Raw genomic sequence first — 22,563 nt, 5'->3', positions numbered from 1 at the left:
GAGTTGCGATACCATCAGCGTGTACTGCTCGATCAAAGCTAATCGAAATTAACTTTAGTTACCTCAAGCGAGTTGAAGTTTATTTCCTAGCCTGTTGGGAGGAACGTAGTGGAGGGAGTCGGCTATCCCAAGATAAGTCGGCTATCCCCCGATCGCCAAAAGTTATAACCCACATTCCGCACCCTCAACTGGCACACACGCAGTTGGGGTGCTCCGTCCGAGTCTCTCGTCCGAGATAATAATCAAAAATACCCGCGACCTGTTGGGTCACAATCGCATCGACCTGTTGGGGCAAGTTGAAAATTAACTGCTTTCGGGCAAATCCTAGATTCTCGATATCTAACAACACCTTCATCCGTCATAATTAACTATTAATCGACAGCAGATATTTCCAGCAGCCTGATAATTACACATCACTACTGAATCAAATATTTATGAAATTTCTGTCAGTTTTGCTCATCAAACAAACTGCTCGATCTCAGATTAATAAATAATAAGACTTACAGGAGAGCGGCAGCAAGTTCAATATAGCCATTCGCTCGGCTGTTAAATTAGAAATTTGTTGAATCCCTTGTAGGCTCACCAGATGAATTGATTGAAATATCTGGCAAATCCAACGGAGCGTCGGTCGATTAGTTTGTTTGCCCAACTGATTTTTCAATTGGGAATTAGTGCGTTGCAAACTGTGACGCAGTAACCTTTGACCTAAAGTATAGACTAACAAACACAAACCCATTACCAATGCCAAAGCTTCGATTCTTTCCGGCGACTTGAGAAATATACTGTCCGTAAAAAACAGCGGATCTTTCAAGAACCCAAACCCTCTTTCTGCTGACTGCTGTTCTTTGTATTTCACAATCATATCGTCAGGCTCTAATTGCTGAGTTTCCAGCACATTAGTGGCGAGAATAAACCTGCCACAGGCTTTGGTTTCTTTGGCGATCGCACCTGTATCTGGTTCCAGTTTTGCTTGAACTTTAAATCTCTGTTTCGAGCTGGATTTCTCGCGAGCATTTGGATCGTTAGTATTAGTCTTTACTGTAATTTCTTTGCTACTAACTTGGGTGATATTGTAAAATTTTAGTTGTTTGGATAAGCGATGAGCTGCGGCGGCAGCGTCGGCGGCACAAGCAAATTCAATTTTTGAGAGTTCTTGCAGTTTATTCTCAGCTTCAGCCTGGGCTTTTTTGAGTTTTTTTTCGAGTTTTTGTTCGGTCTGAATCGCGTCGCAAACTGCTCTCTACTACTAGCCATCTTTGTTCAATTCCACCATAATTACTTTTGTGTTCTGACCAGCTATATCCACTCACAGAACTGGGGGTAAATTCTGCTTCATTTAACTGAGATACCAGTTGCTGCGCTTGCTTGATACTCAACGGTACGCGGGTTAACCATCTTAAATTGGTTAACATTTCTAAGTTAGGAGCTGAATATAATGCACTATCTGCAACCATTAAACTGTCAAGGTTTAACTGTTGTTTAAACTCCTGACAAATTGATGCGAATATGGCTCGATCTGATTCATTTCCCGAACCCACCCGTAAAAATAGCGGTACATCTCCATCGCTACTACAAATTAAATCTAAAATGAATTGTTTTAAGTCGGGTCTGCGATCGCGGGAGTAGCCGTAGGTAATCTTAATTGGCACGGCAGATGACACGGGTTTAGTTGACTCGCTATCTTCGCTATCTTCGCTATCTAGCGCCGTTTCTGGCTCGATAACAGATACAGATGGTAGCTCGGATTCGTATTTGCCATGCAGGTGAAAGGAAGTTGAATCTAAATGGGATGTCTCTGTGTCGAGCTCAAATTTTTGAGCTGCTGAAGCGGCAATAGTTGTAAATATTTGGCTGCTGCCTGCTAAATATAGCTTGTCTAATACTCTACCTAAACGGTATTCATTCAGGTGTGATGCTTGAATACCTTCACCCATTAAATGTTCGAGCGCTTTGCCTTCAAAAAATTTAGGAAATAAGTATAATGGAGCGGAAACAAGCCCTAACCCATTGATAATCATTGCTTTGACTGCTAGACCTGGACTGACAATCTCACCCGGTTGTTCCCCTACTAACTCATTGATTTTTGGACAATTTCTATTTCATCAACTAGACCTGCTATTAAACCAAGATGGTCGAGGTTAGAGACGGCGAGTTCAGTTGCTTGATGCACGGGTTTCATTCGATCGAGCGAATTGTTTGCTACTTGAGTTTAGACTATTTTTATCCTCCGCGTCGCACGGGGGATAATTGGTTTTTGTTGTTAATTTACACGCTCGTACATTTTCCAACTGAATCGATCGCTTGCTCGATCACCTGACACGGCAGGCGAGAGTATTTCTACTCATCTAGAGCCGACTGATCGACTCGGACGGGGCACCCCAACTGCGTGTGTGCCAGTTGAGGGTGCGGAATGTGGGTTATAAATAAAACCCTGAAAACCCCGCGACTTTAGTCCGGGGATGAAAGGGGTAAGGAGGCTTTAGCCTCCCAGTCTATTTTCTGCGCTCTCAGGATGGCGCTGTCAAGTAAAACCATGTAAATCTTTGTGAACAAATCGAGGTATATTAAGCCGACTCTGGTAGCATAAGACTATCGTGATGAGGTCGAAGTCATGTTAGTTTTTGAGTTCAAGGCATACGGGAAAAAACAGCAATTTGACGCTGTAGACGAAGCAATTAGAACAGTGCAGTTCATCCGAAACAAAGCACTGCGGTTTTGGATGGACAACGAAAAAGTTGATAAATACGCATTGAACAAGTATAGCGCTGTTTTAGCTAAGGAATTTCCGTTTGGCGATGACTTGAACAGCATGGCTCGACAATCTAGCTCAGAAAGAGCGTGGTCGGCAATCTCCCGATTCTACGACAACTGTAAAAAGAAAGTCCCAGGAAAAAAGGATTCCCGCAATTCCAGAAACACAACCGCTCCGTCGAATACAAGACTACGGGCTGGCGTCTGGCAGACGACAGAAAATCAATCACTTTTACCGATAAAAAAGGAATCGGCAAACTTAAATTAAAAGGAACGCGCGACTTACATTTCTCTCAGCGCAGTCAAATCAAACGAGTACGTTTGGTGAGACGGGCAGACGGATATTATGTCCAGTTTTGCATTCAAGTTGACCGTTCTGAAAAGATTGAAATCACGGGTAACGCCATCGGGTTAGATGTAGGACTTAAAGAGTTTTACACTGACTCAAATGGCGTTGCAGTTGATAACCCGCGTTTCCTCCGCAAGGGAGAACGCAGGTTGAAGAAAGCCCAAAAACGAGTTTCAAAACGAGTCAAGGGTTCGCAAAACAGAAAAAAAGCTAGAGCAATTCTAGGAAAGCGCCACCTCAAAATAAGCAGACAGCGTAAAGATTTTGCCGTGAAGTTGGCAAGATGCGTCATCCAGTCTAACGACTGCGTAGTCTACGAAGATTTGAGGATTAAAAATATGGTGAAGAATCACTGTCTGGCAAAATCGATTAACGACGCTTCTTGGTATATGTTCCGAATTTGGTTGGAATATTTTGGCAAAGTATTCGGAAGAATTACGATTGCTGTGCCAGCTAACGGAACAAGTCAAGAATGCTCTAGTTGCGGAACAATTGTTAAGAAAAGTCTCTCAACGCGAACCCACGCTTGTCGGTGTGGATGCGTATTAGATCGTGACTGGAACGCAGCTAAAAATATCCTGAGTCGGGGATTGAGTACGGCGGGGCACGTCGGAACTTGGATCTTAGATCCGAACGCTTGTGGAGAATTGACCGCTACCGATGTTGAAGTAATTCTGCACCGGCAAGTCGATTCTGCGAATCAAGAATCTCCTCGGCTTTAGCCAGGAGAGTGTCAAATAGTTAAGTTTAGCGCCTCAACCTAAATTACTCTCTCTAGAAAAACTTATCTTTCTAGATGAAGAAAATGTAGGTTTAGTCAACTATTTGCCCCTTTAGTTCAGTTCGCGAACGCACCGCCACATGGAACAAAATACTTTACCCGTAGAGGTGATTCTCTCTCACCCCCGCCAATTTTTAGGTAGCATTCGGCTGGATTGGACGCCACAACCGGGGAACTATCTAGATTTAGAGGGAGAAACCTATGCTGTTTTGGAACGCCACCACCGCTATCAACTCAAATCCGGCCGCTACCGACTGCAAAAAATTGCCCTGTACGTGCAGTCGGCCACACCGCCGACGGAAAGAACTTTTGTAAGCGGCATCTGGGTTATCGGAGATGCTAGCTGCCGTTTTAATGCTCGATCGGAAATTCTGCGCTGTGCTGTCAATCCCAATGGCCCGTGCAACTGCTGCTGCGACTACCAAAAGTCTTGAACCATCAAGCCAGTACACAATTCCACCTCGCCCAACCGAGAGTGCCGAGAATCTCGGCGTCTCCCTGATTTACCAAGAAACTATCAAAACCAACTAGCAACTCTGGAATCGAATTTAACTTCTTCAGGAAGGCGGTAATCTATATTCTGATAGCTGTGGAGCACGTCGCGAATTCCAGTATGAATCAAATTTTCTATGTGCAGCAACTGCTCCGAAGAACAGCTAACCTGAACAGTTTGGTTTGACGCAGACTCGCCGGAGTCGATCGCAGTATATCTATTAGGAACTCGGCTGAGCACATAAGCAATTAAATCCTGTCGCAATCCCGAAGGCGAAAAAGCTTGTTGGTAGGGGTGCTTCGGATAAGACTCCAAGATAATTTCTACTTCCTCTGTTACTACAGCTAAGGTAATATTGACAAGATTTTTCTGCATTTTCCCTGTCCCCAAAAACTCGTTAACTAATATTTTTGTGCCCGTTCTCGATCTCGTCTGAATTTCGTATGAATTTTAACCGGCTAATACCGCCAATTGTTTTTCGGTCCTCACCAGCTCAAAGTCGGAACTTACCTCTTCTATAACCCGCAGCACGTAGCAGGGAATCTTGTCCGATAAAATAGCACTTGCCACCGTACCCGTGTGAATTTCTAAGACTGCTTCTGCCGCAGCTTCAAACATCAGTCGCTGTCCCGGAAACATCACTCTTTCAAAGTACCAATTAGGAATGTTCCCAATCCGAACCACCTGAACTAGGTTGGTAACATTTGCGTAATAGCACAGAATCTGGTTGTTACCTTTATAAGATAGCTGCTCAGACATTAAAAAATCTCCACACTCTTTCAAAAACTTACTGAGAATTGACTTTGCCTGTTACTGGCAATTCCGAGTTGGGCTCTCGATCGAACGACCGACTTATTTTTTGGGTGTTATTCGAGAGCGCGAATCACATCTTCAGTTATTAATTTTTGTAGCATTGAGTTATCCTGCCAACACTTAGAGGTCGGACAAAAAAACTCCGTTTTTCCCGGTTAAAAAACCCGGTTTGTTTGGTATGCAGGGCCTAGATCCTGACTTATTGAGGTTGGTTGTGCTGTGGCACCCGTTAATCGAAAGTACCGTCACTTGCCCGAACTCTCCTGACAACAGATTCACTCTTTTGCAGCGGAATGCTACTAAGAGTGCGATCGACCTTCTGATCCAAAGCTTCGAGTAAAATTTATCTAAAAAATATGAGGAAATTATGAAGAAAATCATTTTTTTGATAAATATACTTTTGCCGCAGGAGGGATTACAATACTTAAGCAAAAACCGGGTTTTTTACCCAAAAATTTGGCTCCATCTGCGATCGGGGGTAAAAAAACCCGGTTTCTCAGGGAAATCTGCGTAAATCTGGGATTAGCAGGCTGAAAGCTAGTTTTTTAGCAAAAAACTTGGCTGCATCCGTGGTTCCGGGTTTAAAAAAATCATTCTTGAGGCAAGTGTGCGTAACTGCTGGAGGAGTTATTCTGCCTGTAAATACGGTGATAGCCGATCGGCTTTGCGGGTAACAAAAAACCCCGACTCCCTGAGATCATCTCTAGAACTTCTAGGAAATCAGAGTTTAAATTAACCAATCACCGATCGATCTCAAAGCTAAATCAAAAAAATGAGGAAATTCTGAAAATAGCAGGAAAAACTAGAACTTTCCTGGACGCATCAACCCGGTTTACCAAGATAATTGCGTAATTTTCGCAATAATCGAGAGAACCAGAAAGCGGATTTGCGATCGTCATCCGGCTGTAATGCCCCCTTGATTCTTCCGTCGGGCTGGGCCGACTTTGTTTGTCTAGTAGCGGTTTCAAGTGCCGAGTTTGATATGCTATCTGCGATCGCCTTTTACCCCAGTTTAAAGCAACGGTTCCCAACCCAGAAGTTCCGCCACTTGCTGTGCCAAACTCAAAGGATCGAAAGGCTTGGCAATCACCCCCGCTAACCCCAAGTCAGCAAATTCGCTCAAATCCATCGCCTGCACCTTAGCCGTTAGGAAAATCACCGGAATCCCCCGAGTAGCAGCTTTGTTTTGCAGCAAACCAAACAGAGTAAGTCCGTCCATATCCGGCATCATCACATCTAGCAGAATAGCGTCAGGGAGTTGAGTTTCAGCTAGAAGCAATCCTTGGCTGCCGTCGGGCGCGCTTAGTACAATCCAGCCGCCTAAATGTTCCAGACAGGCCTGAATCACGCTGCAGAGGTTTTTTTCATCATCGATGACCAAAATGCGCTTTGCTGACATAATTAAAACTCAAATTTAAAATTAATCACGGTAAACCGAAAAAAAACTTACGCACGCTGCCTCATCAACCGGGTTTCTTCACAGATATAGCAAAAGGGAGAAGCAATAAAATTAAGAGTTTCAGCACTTAAGAACGTCCTAATCGTCGGTGCTGTTGCTATATTTTGCCACTCAGATCAAATCCGTTAGCATCGCAATAGTAAATTCGAGTCAACAGTCAACAGTCAACAGTCAACAGTCAACAGTCAACATCATTCCGGTGTAACGGGAAATGATATCACCTACTTTAACCCCGAACAGAAAAATCGACCTGTCAGCCTCCGAAAATCATTCTACCCGCGTGGGTTGGCAGGAACTTGAGCTTTCGCGAGATCTTATAAAGAACACCCTGAAAACCCCGCGACTTCAGTCCGGGGATGAAAGGGGTAAGGAGGCTTTAGCCTCCCAGTATTTTTCATGAGATTTCTGAATTGTATGTACTGTAAATTACAACTATGTAAATCTTTGTGAACAATGAGAACCGGGTTAAGCCAACGCTGCTAGCATAAACCTATCGTGATGAGGGTCGAAGTCATGCTAGTTTTCGAGTTGAAAGCATACGGTAAAAAGCAGCAATTTGAAGCTGTAGACGAAGCAATTAGAACGGTGCAGTTCATCCGCAACAAAGCATTGCGCTTTTGGATGGAAAACGAAAAAGTCAACAAATACGACTTGAATAAATACAGCGCCATTCTAGCGAAGGAATTCCCGTTTTGCGACGACTTAAACAGCATGGCCAGACAATCGAGTTCAGAAAGAGCGTGGTCGGCGATTTCACGATTTTACGACAACTGCAAAAAGAAAGTCCCAGGAAAAAAAGGGTTTCCGCAATTCCAGAAAGACAACCGCTCGGTAGAGTACAAGACTACGGGCTGGCGTCTGGCAGATGACCGGAAATCAATCACTTTTACCGATAAAAAAGGAATCGGCAAACTTAAATTAAAAGGAACCCGCGACTTGCATTTCTACCAGCGCAGTCAAATCAAACGAGTACGCTTGGTAAGGCGAGCAGATGGATATTACGTGCAGCTTTGCGTGCAAGTTGACCGTTCTGAAGAAATTGAAGTTACCGGAAAGACCATCGGATTAGACGTGGGACTCAAAGAGTTCTACACGGATTCTCATGGCGTTGCAGTTGATAACCCGCGTTTCCTCCGCCAGGGAGAACGCAGGTTGAAAAAAGCCCAAAGACGAGTTTCAAAACGAGTTAAGGGTTCGCAAAACCGGAAAAAAGCTAGAGCGATTCTAGGAAAGCGCCACCTCAAAATAAGTAGGCAGCGTCAAGATTTTGCCGTGAAGCTGGCAAGATGCGTCATCCAGTCTAACGACTGTGTAGTCTACGAAGATTTGAGGATTAAAAATATGGTGAAGAATCACTGTCTGGCAAAATCGATTAACGACGCTTCTTGGTATACGTTCCGAATTTGGTTGGAATATTTTGGCAAAGTATTCGGAAGAATTACGATTGCCGTACCAGCCAATGGAACCAGCCAAGAATGCTCTAGCTGCGGAACGATTGTTAAGAAAAGTCTGTCAACGCTCCCCTCACGCTTGTCGGTGCGGGCTTGTCCTTGACAGAGATTGGAACGCCGCTAAAAACATCCTGAGTCGGGGGTTGAGTACGACGGGGCACGTCGGAACTTGGATCTTAGATCCGAACGCTTGTGGAGAATTGACCGCTACCGATGTTGAAGTAATTCTGCATCGGCAAGTCGATTCTGCGAATCAAGAATCCCCTCGGCTTTAGCCAGGGGAGTGTCAACAAAGCCATCTCAAACCTCCAAACTTTTTTCCCCCTCGCCTTCCAACGGTGCAGGCACTGTGAAATAGAAACTGCAGCCTTGTGAGACAACACTTTCGACCCAAATTTTGCCGCCGTGCTGCTGTACTATGCTGCGACAGATAGCCAAACCCAAACCCGTACCTCCTTTTTGGCGGGAGTCAGAAGCATCGACCTGTTGAAACCGTCCAAAGATAGTTTCTAGTTTATCTGCTGGAATCCCCCGCCCTCGATCTTTGACTTCAAAGAATACCCGATCGCCCAAATCTTCCACCCTGACAGTTACTGTACTCCCTGGAGCCGAGAATTTAATCGCATTGCTCAACAAATTTACCAGCAGTTGAACGATTCTGTCGGGGTCAGCCCAAATTTGGGCTGTTTCGGGCAAAATCGACAAATCAATGTTATTTTCCGCAGCCAGAGAAAGTACAGCTTCTGCAGACTTCCGCATCAAAACCTCGGCATCGCACCACTGCTTGACGAGGATAACTTTGCTCGAATCGAGCCGTTCTAAGTCGAGAATATCGTTGACCAAACGCACTAACCGTTCGGTATCGCTCGAAGCGATTTCTAACATCTGTTTAGCAGTTTCCGGTCGATTTTTCAGTACCCCAGCCGCCAGCAAACCTAAAGAACCGCGAATGGAGGCAAGCGGAGTTCTCAGTTCGTGGCTGACAATCGAAATAAACTCATTTTTCATTTTTTCAATTGCCCGACTTTCTGTGATATCTGTGACTGTGCCGACGTGACCAATTAGTTGAGATTTGTCGGAAAAAATCGGAGCTGTTTTAAGCCGACAAAACCGAATGGTTCCGTCTCGCTGGATGTGGCGGAATTCGCAGGAAAATTCCCCATCTAGCGATTGCGATTGAGACCACTTAGACAGAATTAGTTTGAGGTCTTGGCGGTGAACAAACCGCATCCAGCCGTTTCCTAAAGCTGCTGCAGGTGTGAAGCCACCAATTGCTTGACAGCGAGGATTTGTATAGGTACATTTCCCCTCAGTATCGATTTTGAAAATGCCGACGGGGGAACTCTCGCTCAGAGAGCGAAATAAAGCTTCGCTTTCCCGGAGTTCTGCTTGAGAGCTTTCTAGTTCTCTGGTTCGCTGCAAAACTCGCATTTCTAACCGTTCGTTGAGCTGTTGGAGGGCGGCTTCAGCTTGTTTGCGATCGCTAATATCCCGGTGCACTGATACCCAGTGGGTAAACTCACCATTTTTGTCCGCTATGGGCACAATGCTCATTTCTACCCAAAATTCCGTCCCGTCTTTGCGGTAATTGATTGTGTCAACTCGCAGCGGCTGCCAGCTTTTCAAAGCTGTCCGAATTCGAGCGAGACTGGCGCGGTCTGTTTTTTTTCCTTGCAAGATGCGCGGCGTTTTCCCCACCACTTCTTCTAGCGTATAGCCGGTCATCCGCGTGAAAGCTGGGTTGACATAAAGAATTCGCGGGCCCGGTTCCTCAATCGGTTCAGCTTCGGTAATTAACACGGCGTCGTTAGTGGTGGTGACTGCTAATTCCAACAGGCGCAACTGTAATTCTCTAGCTTTGCGATCGGTAATTTCTGTAACTGTCCCCACCATCCGCACTGCATCGGCTGCTTCGTTATAAAAAAACTTACCTTTCCCCTCAATCCAGTGAATGCTGCCGTCGGGCCAAACCACGCGGTATTCCTGACAGTAATCAGATCGCTGGGCCAGGGCTTGATTTACAGCATTCTGAATACTGTTTAAATCTTCTGGGTGAACGCAATCTGCAAACATTTGATAAGTTCCGGCAAAAGTCCCCGGTGCCAACCCAAACAACTCTTCGTGTTCCCTCGACCAAACAATGCGATTTTTCTGCAAGTCCCAGTCCCAAAATCCGATTTTGGTAGCCGACAAAGCTAAGCTGAGCTGCTGATTCATTTTCCGCAACTCAATGCTAGTAATCGCTACTCGAAGTTCTCGTGCTATTTCAATTTCGCACCGCTGCCAAGGCAAAGATTTTAACCTCACAGTTTCTTGCCACAACTCAAAGGAATTGCGAGGAGACCTCAGCCTGCTGCCATCCCGTTTTAATTTAATTGACCACTCTAGTTCACCGGCCCAGTTGATAGTTTGAATGACTTCGGGACGGAACCACAAAATATAATAATTTTTTATTTCGGATATGGTAAGCACCAGCAAACCGCTAGCAACTTCTTTAAACCTCTCGGATGGCGGATACAGCTTTGAGAGAAAATTTGTAGAAAAAATATCATTATTTATTTGAGTTTTTATCCAATCAATTAATTTTTTAATTTCTAGCAATTCCGGGGTTTTGCCGATGGTTGTTAAATTTTCATTGGCACACACAACTCCACCGCTAGCACCCACTAAGGCCAGCAATTCATCTCGGTATTTAAGTAAACCTTCTACAAAAGAGTGTTTTTGAGAAATATTCGTGACAAATTTATGACAAAGTTCTTTTAAATTAATTTCATATTCCCGGTCTTCGCCCTCTTGTTTGTAGCTGAGTTCTAGATTCACAAACTTTGCTAGCAGTTCGCAAGCCGTTCTTGTTTCGTAGTTGACGTACTTGCGTGTTGGGTGGTGACAGGCGATCAATCCCCAGAGTTTTCGATCTTTGATTAATGTCAATGTCATGCTAGCGACAACGTTCATATTTTTGAGATATTGAACGTGGCAAGGCGAAACGGTTCTCAACAAAGAGCAGCCCAAATCTAGGGGGCGACCGGTCAGCGGATTGCACTCAGGAATTAGTTCTACAGGCTGACAGTTAATATCGGGGATAAACCGAATTAGATTCATGCTGAACAGGTTTCTTGCCTGGGGGGGGATATCGGCAGCCGGATAGTGCAGTCCCAGTAAAGGAGCCAAACTTTCTACTTTGTCTTCGGCGACAACTTCCCCCGCCCCGGTGGCATCAAATTGATAGACGATCGCCCGATCGAAACCGATCATCCTCCGCATTTCTTCAACTGCTGTCTGACACAGCACTTGCAGGTTGGGTGTTTTGTGGATTTTGTCGATCGGCTCTCGGACTAAATTATAACAATTCAAACAATCGCTAGCCTGTGGGGAAACAACCGACTCTAGTTCAACAATTAATGCTGAATTTGATTGATGTAGCGTCCCCTCAAAAAAAGACTTGCGGTTTTGACTTTTGAATGATAATCTGATACTGTTACGTTGTTGGTCGTTTTCAAATAAAGCTTTTTCAATAGCCTGAATTTCCTCAGTCTCGACAAATTCCTCTAAAAATTTATCCAAAAGTTGTTCGGGGTAAAGCCCCATCGCCTCAAAAGTATTGTTGCTAACTTGCAAAATTTTCAACGCCGGAGATTCCAGCACCAAAAGGAGGCCGTGAGGTTGAATCGAACCCGGGGCGTAAATTAGTTCGCAGTCGCTGTCATTGAGATTGTCTGTGTCTGAGGGCAATACCATTGCTTTCATCTGATTAATACTTCTCTAAATTAGCCTGTGTTCTCGATCGGCGGGCAAGAATCAATCAACAGCACCGCGTCGGAATCACACAATCTAACAATCCCAAGTCTGGGCTAAGGCTTCCTGATTTGTTTCAAACACGCACTGCATATTTCCTCCTAGTTATACAAGTTTAAAAAAAATAATACAACTGTAGGCCCGTGCTCACAACCACGAGCTTCATCATTCATCCCCAATTCTGCAATTCTTTAATTATTTAATTTGTTAAATCTAAAAAAGGTATTTAGTGTTGCGCCTGAGCCAGTCTGTTTCTGAGTTGAGTCCGCTCCAAACGATTCAGGAGCCGAGCAATCAATTCCGGTTTCACGATTGGCTTGTTCACGTAGTCGTCAGCACCTGCGACAAACATTTGGCGCACTGTTTCCGATTCGGAATGAGCTGTCAAAAATAGCACGGGGAGCTTGCTCCAGCGCAAATCGTTGCGAACTGCCAAACACAGCTCGATACCGCTGTAACCGGGCATCTCCACATCTAAAATTAGCAAATCCGGACAAGTCGTTTCGAGTACCTCCCAGAACTTTTCGGGATCGTCCAATGTTGTTACGTGAAATCCCCAAGGTTTTAGAATCACTTGCAGTGCAGCCAATAGATGCACGTCATCGTCTACCACCATAACTTTAGCTTCTGCCGAACCAGTCTGGTCGATTAGTTGGGCGACTGCTTTGAGTATATCTGCTGGGGGCAGAGATTTGTGTAAAAAGCCCGAAGCTCCCAAACGAGCAACTTCTATTCGATCGCTCAATTGATTGTGCTCGCTAAAAACCATCACCGGAATTTCGGGTTTTTCACTGCGGAGTTCGGCTAGGAGAGAAAGTCCGTTTTCCTCTGATCTGGAAAATGTCAAATCCAGCAAAATCGCGTCTGGAGGCTGTTGAGAAATCGCATTTCTTGCCGCTTGCGGAGAGTTGGCGACTTCTATCTGGAAGCCGGAACCGGATGCTAATGTTTTCAGTCGATCGCTCCCAAAAGAATCATCATCAACAATCAGCATTCGGCGCTTTTGGGAAACAGCAGGAACCAAATCGCCTTCTGGTTCGGGCGACGGGCGATCGAATATCTGTTTGATCTGATGCAGAAATCCCTCAATCTGCTGAGCCGTCTCCGGTTTCCAGATGTTTTCAGCCTTGAACAAATGTTCGATCTGGCGCGCCACTTCCGAACCTTTCGGCAGCCCTAACGTTCCCAAAGAACCGACTAATTTGTGAGCTTGAGTCTGGGCTTCCTCGCGCAGTTCGCCCTCCAAGCTTCCGTTTTTCAGTTGAGCGATCGCGCGATCGAATATCGCCACCTTTTCTATAAAATTAGCTTTTAAATTTGCCCGCATTTGGGCAATCGCATTCAAGACTTTGAGACGGCGCTCGTCTTTGTTTAATTCCTGGCTCGACCCGCTGGATTCAGTAGATAAAGTCTCTTGAGTTTTAGCAGTTTCTGCCGTTTCCTGCCCAACTTGTTGGCTCTCAATCTCCTCCGGCAGACTTTTGAGCCGATAGCCCAATCCGTACACTGTTTCCACTAAATCTACAGCCATCCCGGCTGCTTTCAGCTTCTGGCGCAGCCCCTTGATGTGAGCGGTAACGGCTTCTTCTTGAGGAAATTCGCCGGCCGACCAAATGCGATCGAGGATGGCGCTGCGACTGAAAATGCGCCGAGGATTTCTCAGGAAAAGTTCTAGCAAATTGTACTCTTTGGGAGTCAAGTGCAGCACTTTGTCGGCATAAGTTACTTCCGTAGTGTCCGGGTTGACTTGCAGTTTTTCCCATGTTAAATTTGTACTCGACAAAGTTGCCTTACCCCGGCGCAGCAAAGCCCGAATTCGAGCGATTAATTCTTCGAGATTAAAGGGTTTAGCCACGTAATCGTCTGCACCCGCCTCTAAACCTTGGACTCGATCGTTGCTGCTATCTAGCGCTGTCAGCAGTAAAATCGGCATTTGGCAGCCGGACGATCGCAATTTTCGACACAAACTAATGCCGTCGAGTTTAGGAATCAGCACATCCAAAACAATCAGGTCGTAATCGTATGCCTGCACCAAATGCAACGCTGTTTCACCGTCTGCTGCCGCATTCACATTGTAATTGTGAGAGTGCAGCGCTTGAGTCAGCAAACTGACTGTAACTGTGTCATCTTCTACCAGCAGGATTTTCATAAACATCACCTGTCCTTCCAACTATTTGTGGAACTTTTTATCGGTTTTTGGGGCTAATTAAATAGCCTTTTTACAACTGAATTTTAAAATTACCCACCTTCAGTATAACAAATATTCTTATTAAAATAGTATAAGTATCAATTATTATTGTGATTTTATTTCTTTTCCTCTCAAAATATTTCATTAGACTCGGGCTGGGATTTTATGGCTTTTTGGACTTCAGCGCCTGCTGAATCTTTTGAATCAGATATTGCGAGGAATCTTGATTTTTAACTAAGTCTTCCAACTCGGAAACCGCTACTTCTGCGTGTTCTATCTCTCGAACTAAAGAATCAGCGGTAACACTTTTTATGACTCCCAAAGGTTCTTGGATAGCGGTCAATGAATTGAAATTTTTTTCCGCTATTAATTCTTCCAACTCTAACAGGGCCATTTCTGCGCGATCGATCTTGATCGTCACGGATTTAGCCACATTAGCACCCGCTCTTGCTGCCTCCGTGAGTTCGTGAACTCGCAGTTTAAACCTGCTGGCAATTTGCTCCATTTGAGTCCCCAATTCAAACGTTTTACTTGCCAGTCTGCCAATTTCTAGACTCACTTTGCTCAGACCGCTGGGCTGACTTCCCATTTGATTGGTAACTACAGCCACCTGTACTGCTAAATGCCTGACTTGTTCGATCGCCTCCCGGATGGTTCGGGAAGTGCGGTTAACCGTTTCTAAATCATTAGCTATTGCTTTGCCCACGCCCAAAATTTTCTCTGTATTGTTGCAAATAGAATTAGCACCTTGAAAAGTAGCTTGAAATGCTTGGCGACCTTCGGAAGAAATTAGTTTCGCAATCCTCACAAATCGCTGATTCATTTGAGCAATTTCTTCAGCTTGTTTCACCAGTGCTACTTGCTGGGAACTGGGATTGGTATGCAACTTTTCAGTTTGACGTTGTTGGATTTTTAAAAGCTCATTACATTCGTGAACCTTAGCCTTTTCTTGTTGAAGTAGCGCCAAATACTTGTGTCTTTCTACTCGGTATTTTTGAATTACTTTATTAGCTTGCGCTAAAATTTTTGACTGGGCGATCACCAGAGTATGAACGTCCAAAAGGTGGTGTCTCTGGTCTTCCCTTACCACAATAATCGGTTCATAAATCAAGTCTTTGTGCCTGTTGAAAGACGCTTGGACGGCATCGTCAACTTTCCAGTTTTCCGAAAGCAGCAAAGGCGGAATTCTAATAAAATCTAACAAGGCTCGAATCGGGCGCGAGCCGTAAAGTTCTACGCGATCGGGAAAACTCATTTGCTCTCGAAATTTGACGCGAGATATCATGCCCAATACCTGTGATTCATGAGTAATAATGACTCCCGGCAGGGCTGGTTCTTGCTCAAATCTTTCAGCCACTACCTGTCCTAGAGTTGCAGCGCTCACTTGGAAGTCGTGACACGGCAGATGTCCGATCGTGAAATCGGGGGTGAGTTGAGTTGGATTGCTCATTTACCCGGATAGTGTTAAGTACAAGTTAACAAATTATATATTAATATTATACTGGAATAAGATTGTTGAAAGTAGTCAACGACCCAGCACGGAAGTGACTGGGCTTCGGGGCTAAAACTTCATTTTCAGTTGACCAGCCTGATACCTTTGATGTCTAGGTTGTGTGAGTAATGACACCAAGTGGATGCGTAGCTAGTCCCCTGTTCTGTCGTTAAGGGTTAAACATCTTTATTTGGGCTAAGGACGTGCCATTAGCCGAATCAGCTCAGAAAACAAAGGCGCGTGCTAACTTCACCCCAGCAATGGGAGTGGAATTGCTTAGTTTCCATCAACAACCCGCTTCGCAAACACGACCAGAAGCGATCGATTATACAGCCGTATCCCTTCCCCCGTTTCCTCCTACCGCTTTCGCGCTCGTCAAGCGCTGGAGCGCGGGTCGCTCGCCCAGAAGAAAGAGGACAACTATAGAGAGAAATTAGCTCTCTGGCTCCGGGGCCTTCTATTAACTACTTTCTGACTACTGTCATCTCAAGTCTGTTGGATCGGCCGCGCCTGATGTGCGCCGGGTTCCGTCCTCACAACAGGGGCATTCATATTTTGTTCTTTAAAACAACCGGGAAAATATCTAGATTGAAACCAAAAACCTTAAATCGGACTTTGCCGCTAGCAACCTTTGAGGCTGCTTACCAGTTGTTACAGCAAATGGCTGAAATCCCAGGGGCGATTTGGCTGACCGAGGATGCGATCGCTGATTGTCAAAATCTGGAAAATTCGTCGGACAGGTTTGCAGCAGTGGTATCAGAGCATTTTAGCGCGCTGCTGCGGGGCAATCTATTAGATGAGTTCGCAACAAACGGACACAAGCACAGCGAAAAAAATCTCCATTCGCAATTGAATGTGCAGTTGACTTTCGACCCCGGGGCGATCGCCAATTTCCTGTCTCCCCTCGCCGACAAACTCGCAGAAATAAAGCCCGCACCCTCGTGGCAAATTGACATTCGCGCCCTCAAACAAGCAATTAAAAATATACAGCCCAACTCGGCAGTTCTTCAAAGCGAATTCACCCTAAATTTGCTGGATATTCTCGCTGCCAATCCCAGCCCAAATAATCGCCTGCCCCTACACAGCCAAACAGAAATAGAGGGAACATCCGCGCCCAAAGTTATAGATCCAGAAATGCTACAGAGCCAGATTGCCGAAGCCGTCAATCAATTACAAATTGCCAGTCCCTGCATTTCATTTTGTCAGCCAGTAGAAGATGCTTTGCAGCAGCAGCTAGAACAAGAGCGACTTTTGAATCAGGTGACAACTCAAATCCGCCAGAGTTTGGAATTGCCTGTAATTTTGTCAAAAGCAGTCGAGCGAGTGCGAGAGTTTTTGGAGGTCGATCGCCTGTTAATTTATCAATTTGAAAAAGTGCCAGCCCCGCACAAGGGCGAGTTAGCTAAAGAAATACCTGCTGCGGTTTCTGGGTCTGGCGAAATCCAAGAAAAATCCGGGTCTTACTTGTATTTAGGTCGCGTTACCTACGAAGCTTTAGCCAACGATGCTATCTCGTCTGTACTGAATTTTAGTGATGGCGCGCAGTGTTTTACCTATGGAGTCATTGACCGAGAGAAATATCGCAAAGGTTTTGCTTTGTGCGTCGCGGATGTGGAAACAACTTACTCTTCGCACCCTTGTTTTTTAGAGTTGATGCGGCGGGCGAAGGTGCGGGCGAAGTTGCTAGTGCCGATCGTAGTTCAAGACGACTTGTGGGGGCTGCTAATTGCCCACCAGTGTACTTTTCGGGAGTGGGAAGAAAGCAAAAAAACATTTTTGCGACAAATAGCAGAACATTTGGCGATCGCCATTTACCAAGCCGAACTTTATGCACAAGTGCAGCAGCAAAAGCGCACCTCAGAACAGCGCGTAATAGAGCGCACGCAAGAACTGCGCGATGCACTGGTCGCCGCCCAGTCTGCCAGCCTCGCCAAGAGCGAATTTTTGGCAGCTATGAGCCACGAATTGCGGACTCCTCTCACCTGCGTCATCGGCATTTCCGACACGCTGCTGCGGTGGTCTTACGGCAAAGTTGGCAGTAAAGAAGTGCCAGTGCAAAAGCAGCGGCAGTACCTGCAAACTATCCGAGACAGCGGCGACCACTTATTAGAATTAATTAACGATATTCTAGATTTATCGCAAGTAGAAGCTGGAAAAGCAGTATTAAAAATTAGTGAATTTTCACTTTCTAAATTAGCTTCTCAGAGCCTGCACGCCCTCAAAGAAAAAGCTGCGGCTAAAGGCGTGAAACTGCTGCAAGAACAGCGGATAAAACAAGAGTGCGATCGCTTCATCGCTGACCCGCGCCGCTTGAGACAAATTCTCTTCAATCTTTTAGGAAATGCGATTAAGTTTACTCCCAAAGGCGGGCGAGTCATCCTGCGAGTTTGGGTGACAGAAGATAAAAATCGAACGCCGGCATTGCGACAGCCCGGTACTGCACCTGCTGGCAGTACCGCTGTTTTTCAAATCAAAGATACCGGCATTGGAATTCCCGAAAATCAGCGATCGCTTTTGTTTCAAAAATTCCAGCAGTTGGATTCCCCCTACTGCCGCGAATACGGCGGCACCGGTCTGGGATTGGCTTTAACTAAACAGTTAGTAGAGCTTCACGGCGGCGCGATCGAAGTTAACTCTACAGTTGATGTCGGCTCTACTTTTACCGTTTTTATACCCATCCAAACTCTAACCAAAGATGAATCCACAAAATTGACCTATGAAAAATCCAATTCATCTTTACCGCTGCATTCTTCCTCCTTGCGGGGCAGTCTCGTACTCGTCGAAGAAGATGAAGAAACTGCCATGCTGATTTGCGATATCCTGACAGCCGCAGGACTGCAAGTGGTGTGGATGATTGAAGGTTCGGCGGCGGTGGAACAAATTGAACTTTTGCAGCCGAATGCTGTGGTTGTCGATATGCGTTTGCCCGGTATGAATGGCTGCGAAATAATTCACCAACTGCGCCAAAAACCAGCTACTGAAAATATCAAGATTCTAGCTTTAAGCGCTGATAAAATTCCGGCAGATCAGATATCTTTTGTGACGGCGGGAGCTAACGATTGTTTGGCTAAACCGATTCATCCCGAGCAATTGCTGGACAAAATTATTTCTTTAATGGCTGGGATGGGTAATGGGTAATACAATTTTAGATTTTAGATTTTAGATTTTAGATTGGGGAATGACCACGAATTTCAAAGGTGGTACCCGCCACGCGATTTATCCCTGGAATCAATCCAAAATCGAAAATAGAAAATCCTCAAGAAAGAGCATTTATCCGTGGGGTCGCCTCTAAAATCTAAAATCTAAAATCTCAAATCGATTGACTCATTGGATATGGGTTGGGATATGGTCTACAGTTACATTCTTTTTTTGAACTGGTATAATTTGTAATTCCCAATTACCAATTCCCCATCCGCAATTCCCCATGATTAATTGTCAAATTCCTACAGGATTAATTGTTTCTTGTCAAGCACCTGCTGATTCGCCGCTGCACGATCCGATCGTAATTGCGGCAATGGCTCGAACCGCCATCAATCGAGGTGCATCGGGCGTGCGGATTGACACTCCGGCTCACATTGGGGCGGTGCGAAAACAGATATCCGCTCCCATAATTGGGATTTGGAAGCAGCAATTGCCGGGATGCGAGATTTACATTACTCCTCGGTTTGAAGACGCGCGGGCGATCGCCGCTTCTGGAGCCGATATTATCGCCGTTGATGCTACTGAGAGAAACCGTCCTGCTGGCGAAGAGTTAAAGACATTAATCGGGCGAATTCACAGTGAATTGGGCAAATTAGTGATGGCGGATGTAGATACAATAGAAGCTGCGATCGCGGCAACGGAAGCTGGTGCAGATACTGTAGCAACTACTCTTTTTGGCTACACTGCTCAGACGGAAAATTTATCGCCGCCGGGATTTGATTTGCTTGCGGAAATGGTAGAAAAGCTTAAGGTTCCGGTTATCTGCGAAGGCGGGATATCGGGGCCGGAAATGGCTAAAAAAGCATTAGATTTAGGAGCTGCGGCTGTGGTTGTCGGCGCAGATATTACTGGGATCGATCTTAAGGTGACAGCCTATAAATCGGTGATGGGAAAGTAAGTTCGGCAACGGATTGTTTAACGGATGTAACGGATGTAACGGATTGAAGGCAGTTCGGCAACGGATTGTTTAACGGATGTAACGGATGTAACGGATTGAAGGCAGTTCGGCAACGGATGTAACGGATGTAACGGATGTAACGGATGTAACGGATTGAAGGGAGAAGGAAGAAGGGAGAAGAAATATTCGGCGATTGAAATCGCTTGTAGGCCCAGGAAACGCGCTAGCTAAGGGTGGGAAATATCGGGCGATTTCTATCGCCCTCGATCGGGAGAAGTTGCTAAATCAGTACGCCGTCGATCAAGCTGCTAACTACAGCCAAGGCGATCGCCCCCAATACCGCGCTCCAAATGCCCATCCGCAAACTAAATCCTTCAACTAGCTTCGCAGCCGAGGCAAAAACAATCACGTTCATTACAAAAGCAAACACGCCGGAAAGCAACCCCAGCGTCAGCAAGTTCGGCACGAAAAAAACTGCTTTCAGAATTGGCAAAATTAAAACATTCAACATTCCCAAAACCGCAGCGGAAATTACTGCTTTCGGTGTGCTGTCAATTTCTACGCCGATCGGCAGTTGAGAAATCAGTAGCAAGCTGCTACCCGTCACCAGCCAAGCAATCAAAAAATCGATCGGTTCCACAGCGCTCGTACCTCCTTAACAGTTGAATTGTCAAAAAAACCTGATATTTAACATCTACCTTAATCAAACAATCCGGCTGATTCGTCTGCCAACGGGCAGAATTTATGTCTGTCACTAAAGAGTGAGAAGTTACAATCGCTGTATCATCGGCAAAATAATCCGGATGGGAACCGTATCAACCTGTTAGTTGAATAAAAAGAGCAGATTAATTAATATGGCTGGCGATTTTTCTTTTAACTCTCAAGTCCGATTCGACAAAAATGCCTTGGACAATGCTTCACGGCAACGCAGCCGATCGCTCCAAGTTATGATTTTTATGCTGCTAGTCACTACCTTGGTGACGCTGCCGATATTTCGTCTAGCCGAACTGCAACTGGTACAGGGAGCCTACAACCGACAGCGGGCGGAAAATAACCGCATTCGCCCTGTTTCAGTCGCAGCGAATCGCGGTCAAATTTTAGACCGCAACGGCAAAATTTTTGCGGCCAACCGCGTATCTCGATCGGTCTATGTGTGGCCAAAAGAGCGATCGGCCAAGGAGTGGCAAGAGATCGCCGCTACACTGGGCCCGATCGTCAAACTTCCCGCCGCCGAAATTATCAAAAAAATCGATGCAGCAGGCTACAGATCGGCCCTACCAGTGCGAATTAGTAAGGATATCGATGTCGGTACTTTCGTCGCTTTGGGAGAACAAAGTAATGCTTTGCGGGGAGTTGAAATTCGCGTAGAATCGAGCCGAGACAATCCCAACCAGCAATTAGCAGCTCACCTTTTGGGATACGTCGGCGAAGCTACTTTAGAGGAATTAAAAGCTAATCCTGGATATCCGATGGGGATGATCGTCGGTCAAATGGGAGTGGAAAAATTAGCCAATTCAACTTTAGAGGGCGTTTGGGGAAACCGTTTAATCGAGGTAAATGCTAAGGGCGAAGAAATCCAAGATTTAGGTGTAAAAGACCCTATTCCCGGCAAACCGGTGCAGCTAACTTTAGATTTAGATATGCAGAAAACTGCGGAAAAAGCTTTGGGCAATCGCCTGGGTGCAGTTGTGGCGATCGACGTGAAAACCGGAGCTCTTTTAACAATGGCTAGTTGGCCGACATTCGATCCCAATATTTTCACCCGCAAGGTGACTCAACAAGAATGGGATCGACTGCAAGGGCCAGACAAACCATTTTTAAATCGGGCAGTTCAAGGTTATCCAGTCGGCAGCACTTTTAAAATTGTCACTTCTGTAGCGGGGATGGAGTCGGGCAAGTTTTCTCCTGACTCGACTTTGGTAAGTTCTGCTTCAATTAATATCGGCGGAATTTCCTTTAACGAACACGGCGCCGGTTACGGCCTTATCGGTTTCCGGGATGCTTTAGCCTACAGCAGCAATACGTTTTTCTATCAAGTAGGGATGGCTGCTGGCCCCGAACAAATGGCGAAATGGGCTAAAAAAATGGGCATTGGCGGTACTATTAATTTAGACCTTTTGGGGATAGACGGCGCCAATCACGGTCAAGTTCCGATCCCAGCAGAGAAACAGAAAATGTATGGGGAAGATTGGTACGTTGGGGATACGGTAACAATGGCGATCGGTCAGGGTTTGGTACTTTGTACTCCCTTAGAATTGGCCGTGATGGTGTCAACTATTGCCAATGGCGGTTGGCGAGTGCAGCCGCATTTATTGGCTTCTCAAACCAATACGCCTGTTACTAAAAAAATTTCAACAGGTATTAAGCCTGCAACTTTAAATGTCGTTAAACAAGGATTGATTGACGTGGTGAAAAAAGGTACAGGCCGCGCCATGAATGACGGTACTATTCCTTTAAGTGCTGGCAAAACTGGGACGGTGGAAATGCCCGGTCATCCTGACAATTCTATGTATGTGGGTTTTGCTCCCGCTGACAAACCCGAAGTTGCGATCGCAGTTATCGTTGAAGGCGGAGGATATGGTGCTGTATCGGCGGCACCAATTGCTCAAGAGGTATTTAGAACCTATTTTCAAAAGCAGGGTTTTAAACCTACTAATAAGCCTCTCTAGTCCTTAGCTAATTGTTGAGTCTTGACTGTTGACTGTTCAAATTTTGTGCCATACATCGATCGCACTTTTCCAAGATATCTTGGAAAAGTGCGATCGCTCAAAAGTTTTCCCCTACCAATCGTCTCACTTCCAAGGTCGATAAATTCATCATTTGTGCCACCTGTTCCAGACTCGTTCCAGAATTTAAGAGTTGAGTTACGAGTGCGCGCAATGTTGACTCCGC

General features: G+C 45.5%; 12 protein-coding genes and 3 pseudogenes. 7 read left to right on the top strand and 8 right to left on the bottom strand.

What is annotated here, in order from left to right; genetic code table 11:
• Window positions 1-478: 478 nt before the first annotated feature.
• A pseudogene (locus tag OSC7112_RS15525) lies at window positions 479-2,170 on the bottom strand (IS1634 family transposase).
• A 441-nt stretch (window positions 2,171-2,611) separates the two neighbouring features.
• Here OSC7112_RS15525 and OSC7112_RS15515 point away from each other — a divergent pair.
• Window positions 2,612-3,822 (top strand): annotated as a pseudogene (locus OSC7112_RS15515) (RNA-guided endonuclease InsQ/TnpB family protein).
• 139 nt (window positions 3,823-3,961) lie between these two features.
• Complete coding sequence (locus OSC7112_RS15510) at window positions 3,962-4,315, top strand: DUF6464 family protein (RefSeq protein WP_015176794.1); 354 nt, start codon at window positions 3,962-3,964, stop codon at window positions 4,313-4,315.
• Between the two features lie 83 nt (window positions 4,316-4,398).
• On the opposite strand, the gene OSC7112_RS15505 is transcribed toward OSC7112_RS15510, so the two are convergent.
• Both OSC7112_RS15505 and OSC7112_RS15500 read right to left on the bottom strand, forming a co-directional pair.
• Complete coding sequence (locus OSC7112_RS15505) at window positions 4,399-4,749, bottom strand: late competence development ComFB family protein (RefSeq protein ID WP_015176793.1); 351 nt, start codon at window positions 4,747-4,749, stop codon at window positions 4,399-4,401.
• A 75-nt stretch (window positions 4,750-4,824) separates the two neighbouring features.
• On the bottom strand, window positions 4,825-5,133 hold the full coding sequence (locus tag OSC7112_RS15500) for a DUF1830 domain-containing protein (RefSeq protein WP_015176792.1): 309 nt from the start codon (window positions 5,131-5,133) through the stop codon (window positions 4,825-4,827).
• A 232-nt stretch (window positions 5,134-5,365) separates the two neighbouring features.
• Here OSC7112_RS15500 and OSC7112_RS39785 point away from each other — a divergent pair, with 232 nt between their 5' ends.
• Window positions 5,366-5,527 (top strand): hypothetical protein, encoded by a 162-nt coding sequence (locus tag OSC7112_RS39785; protein ID WP_190274404.1) that lies wholly within the window; start codon window positions 5,366-5,368, stop codon window positions 5,525-5,527.
• 672 nt (window positions 5,528-6,199) lie between these two features.
• On the opposite strand, the gene OSC7112_RS15495 is transcribed toward OSC7112_RS39785, so the two are convergent.
• On the bottom strand, window positions 6,200-6,586 hold the full coding sequence (locus OSC7112_RS15495; protein ID WP_015176790.1) for a response regulator: 387 nt from the start codon (window positions 6,584-6,586) through the stop codon (window positions 6,200-6,202).
• Between the two features lie 573 nt (window positions 6,587-7,159).
• Here OSC7112_RS15495 and OSC7112_RS15490 point away from each other — a divergent pair.
• Window positions 7,160-8,372 (top strand): annotated as a pseudogene (locus OSC7112_RS15490) (RNA-guided endonuclease InsQ/TnpB family protein).
• 25 nt (window positions 8,373-8,397) lie between these two features.
• Here the strand turns inward: OSC7112_RS15490 and OSC7112_RS15485 are convergent.
• The 3 genes from OSC7112_RS15485 to OSC7112_RS15475 all read right to left on the bottom strand — a co-directional run bounded on the left by OSC7112_RS15485 (window position 8,398) and on the right by OSC7112_RS15475 (window position 15,530).
• The gene (locus OSC7112_RS15485) at window positions 8,398-11,844 is read right to left on the bottom strand and encodes a PAS domain S-box protein (RefSeq protein ID WP_041622556.1); all 3,447 of its coding nucleotides are present in this window, start codon (window positions 11,842-11,844) and stop codon (window positions 8,398-8,400) included.
• 274 nt (window positions 11,845-12,118) lie between these two features.
• A complete protein-coding gene (locus OSC7112_RS15480) occupies window positions 12,119-14,047 on the bottom strand; it encodes a response regulator (protein ID WP_015176788.1) in 1,929 nt (642 codons plus the stop codon).
• A gap of 196 nt (window positions 14,048-14,243) precedes the next feature.
• Window positions 14,244-15,530, bottom strand: coding sequence for a CBS domain-containing protein (locus OSC7112_RS15475; protein WP_015176787.1), 1,287 nt, complete (start codon window positions 15,528-15,530; stop codon window positions 14,244-14,246).
• A gap of 555 nt (window positions 15,531-16,085) precedes the next feature.
• On the opposite strand from OSC7112_RS15475, the gene OSC7112_RS15470 reads away from it, so the two are divergent.
• Both OSC7112_RS15470 and OSC7112_RS15465 read left to right on the top strand, forming a co-directional pair.
• On the top strand, window positions 16,086-18,710 hold the full coding sequence (locus tag OSC7112_RS15470) for a hybrid sensor histidine kinase/response regulator (protein WP_015176786.1): 2,625 nt from the start codon (window positions 16,086-16,088) through the stop codon (window positions 18,708-18,710).
• 286 nt (window positions 18,711-18,996) lie between these two features.
• Window positions 18,997-19,671, top strand: a complete 675-nt coding sequence (locus OSC7112_RS15465) for an N-acetylmannosamine-6-phosphate 2-epimerase (protein ID WP_015176785.1) — start codon at window positions 18,997-18,999, stop codon at window positions 19,669-19,671.
• A 280-nt stretch (window positions 19,672-19,951) separates the two neighbouring features.
• Here the strand turns inward: OSC7112_RS15465 and OSC7112_RS15460 are convergent, their stop codons facing one another.
• Window positions 19,952-20,311: a phage holin family protein gene (locus OSC7112_RS15460; RefSeq protein ID WP_015176784.1), complete on the bottom strand. Its 360-nt coding sequence runs from the start codon at window positions 20,309-20,311 to the stop codon at window positions 19,952-19,954.
• A gap of 214 nt (window positions 20,312-20,525) precedes the next feature.
• On the opposite strand from OSC7112_RS15460, the gene mrdA reads away from it, so the two are divergent.
• Window positions 20,526-22,340, top strand: a complete 1,815-nt coding sequence (gene mrdA, locus OSC7112_RS15455; protein ID WP_015176783.1) for a penicillin-binding protein 2 — start codon at window positions 20,526-20,528, stop codon at window positions 22,338-22,340.
• Window positions 22,341-22,563 lie beyond the last annotated feature (223 nt).

It is taken from the genome of Oscillatoria nigro-viridis PCC 7112 (genome assembly GCF_000317475.1).
GTDB lineage: Bacteria > Cyanobacteriota > Cyanobacteriia > Cyanobacteriales > Microcoleaceae > Microcoleus > Microcoleus nigroviridis.
Note: the sequence above shows the minus strand (reverse complement) of the source record. Positions and strands in the feature narration are given on the sequence as shown.

Excerpts from the sequence above, each read along its gene's own strand:
- OSC7112_RS15495 (WP_015176790.1), bottom strand. The coding sequence starts at position 6,586 with ATGTCAGCAAAGCGCATTTTGGTCATCGATGATGAAAAAAACCTCTGC.
- OSC7112_RS15480 (WP_015176788.1), bottom strand. The coding sequence starts at position 14,047 with ATGTTTATGAAAATCCTGCTGGTAGAAGATGACACAGTTACAGTCAGT.
- OSC7112_RS15475 (WP_015176787.1), bottom strand. The coding sequence starts at position 15,530 with ATGAGCAATCCAACTCAACTCACCCCCGATTTCACGATCGGACATCTG.
- OSC7112_RS15510 (WP_015176794.1), top strand. The coding sequence starts at position 3,962 with ATGGAACAAAATACTTTACCCGTAGAGGTGATTCTCTCTCACCCCCGC.
- OSC7112_RS15485 (WP_041622556.1), bottom strand. The coding sequence starts at position 11,844 with ATGAAAGCAATGGTATTGCCCTCAGACACAGACAATCTCAATGACAGC.
- OSC7112_RS15470 (WP_015176786.1), top strand. The coding sequence starts at position 16,086 with ATGTGCGCCGGGTTCCGTCCTCACAACAGGGGCATTCATATTTTGTTC.
- OSC7112_RS15505 (WP_015176793.1), bottom strand. The coding sequence starts at position 4,749 with ATGCAGAAAAATCTTGTCAATATTACCTTAGCTGTAGTAACAGAGGAA.
- OSC7112_RS39785 (WP_190274404.1), top strand. The coding sequence starts at position 5,366 with ATGCAGGGCCTAGATCCTGACTTATTGAGGTTGGTTGTGCTGTGGCAC.
- OSC7112_RS15465 (WP_015176785.1), top strand. The coding sequence starts at position 18,997 with ATGATTAATTGTCAAATTCCTACAGGATTAATTGTTTCTTGTCAAGCA.
- mrdA (WP_015176783.1), top strand. The coding sequence starts at position 20,526 with ATGGCTGGCGATTTTTCTTTTAACTCTCAAGTCCGATTCGACAAAAAT.
- OSC7112_RS15500 (WP_015176792.1), bottom strand. The coding sequence starts at position 5,133 with ATGTCTGAGCAGCTATCTTATAAAGGTAACAACCAGATTCTGTGCTAT.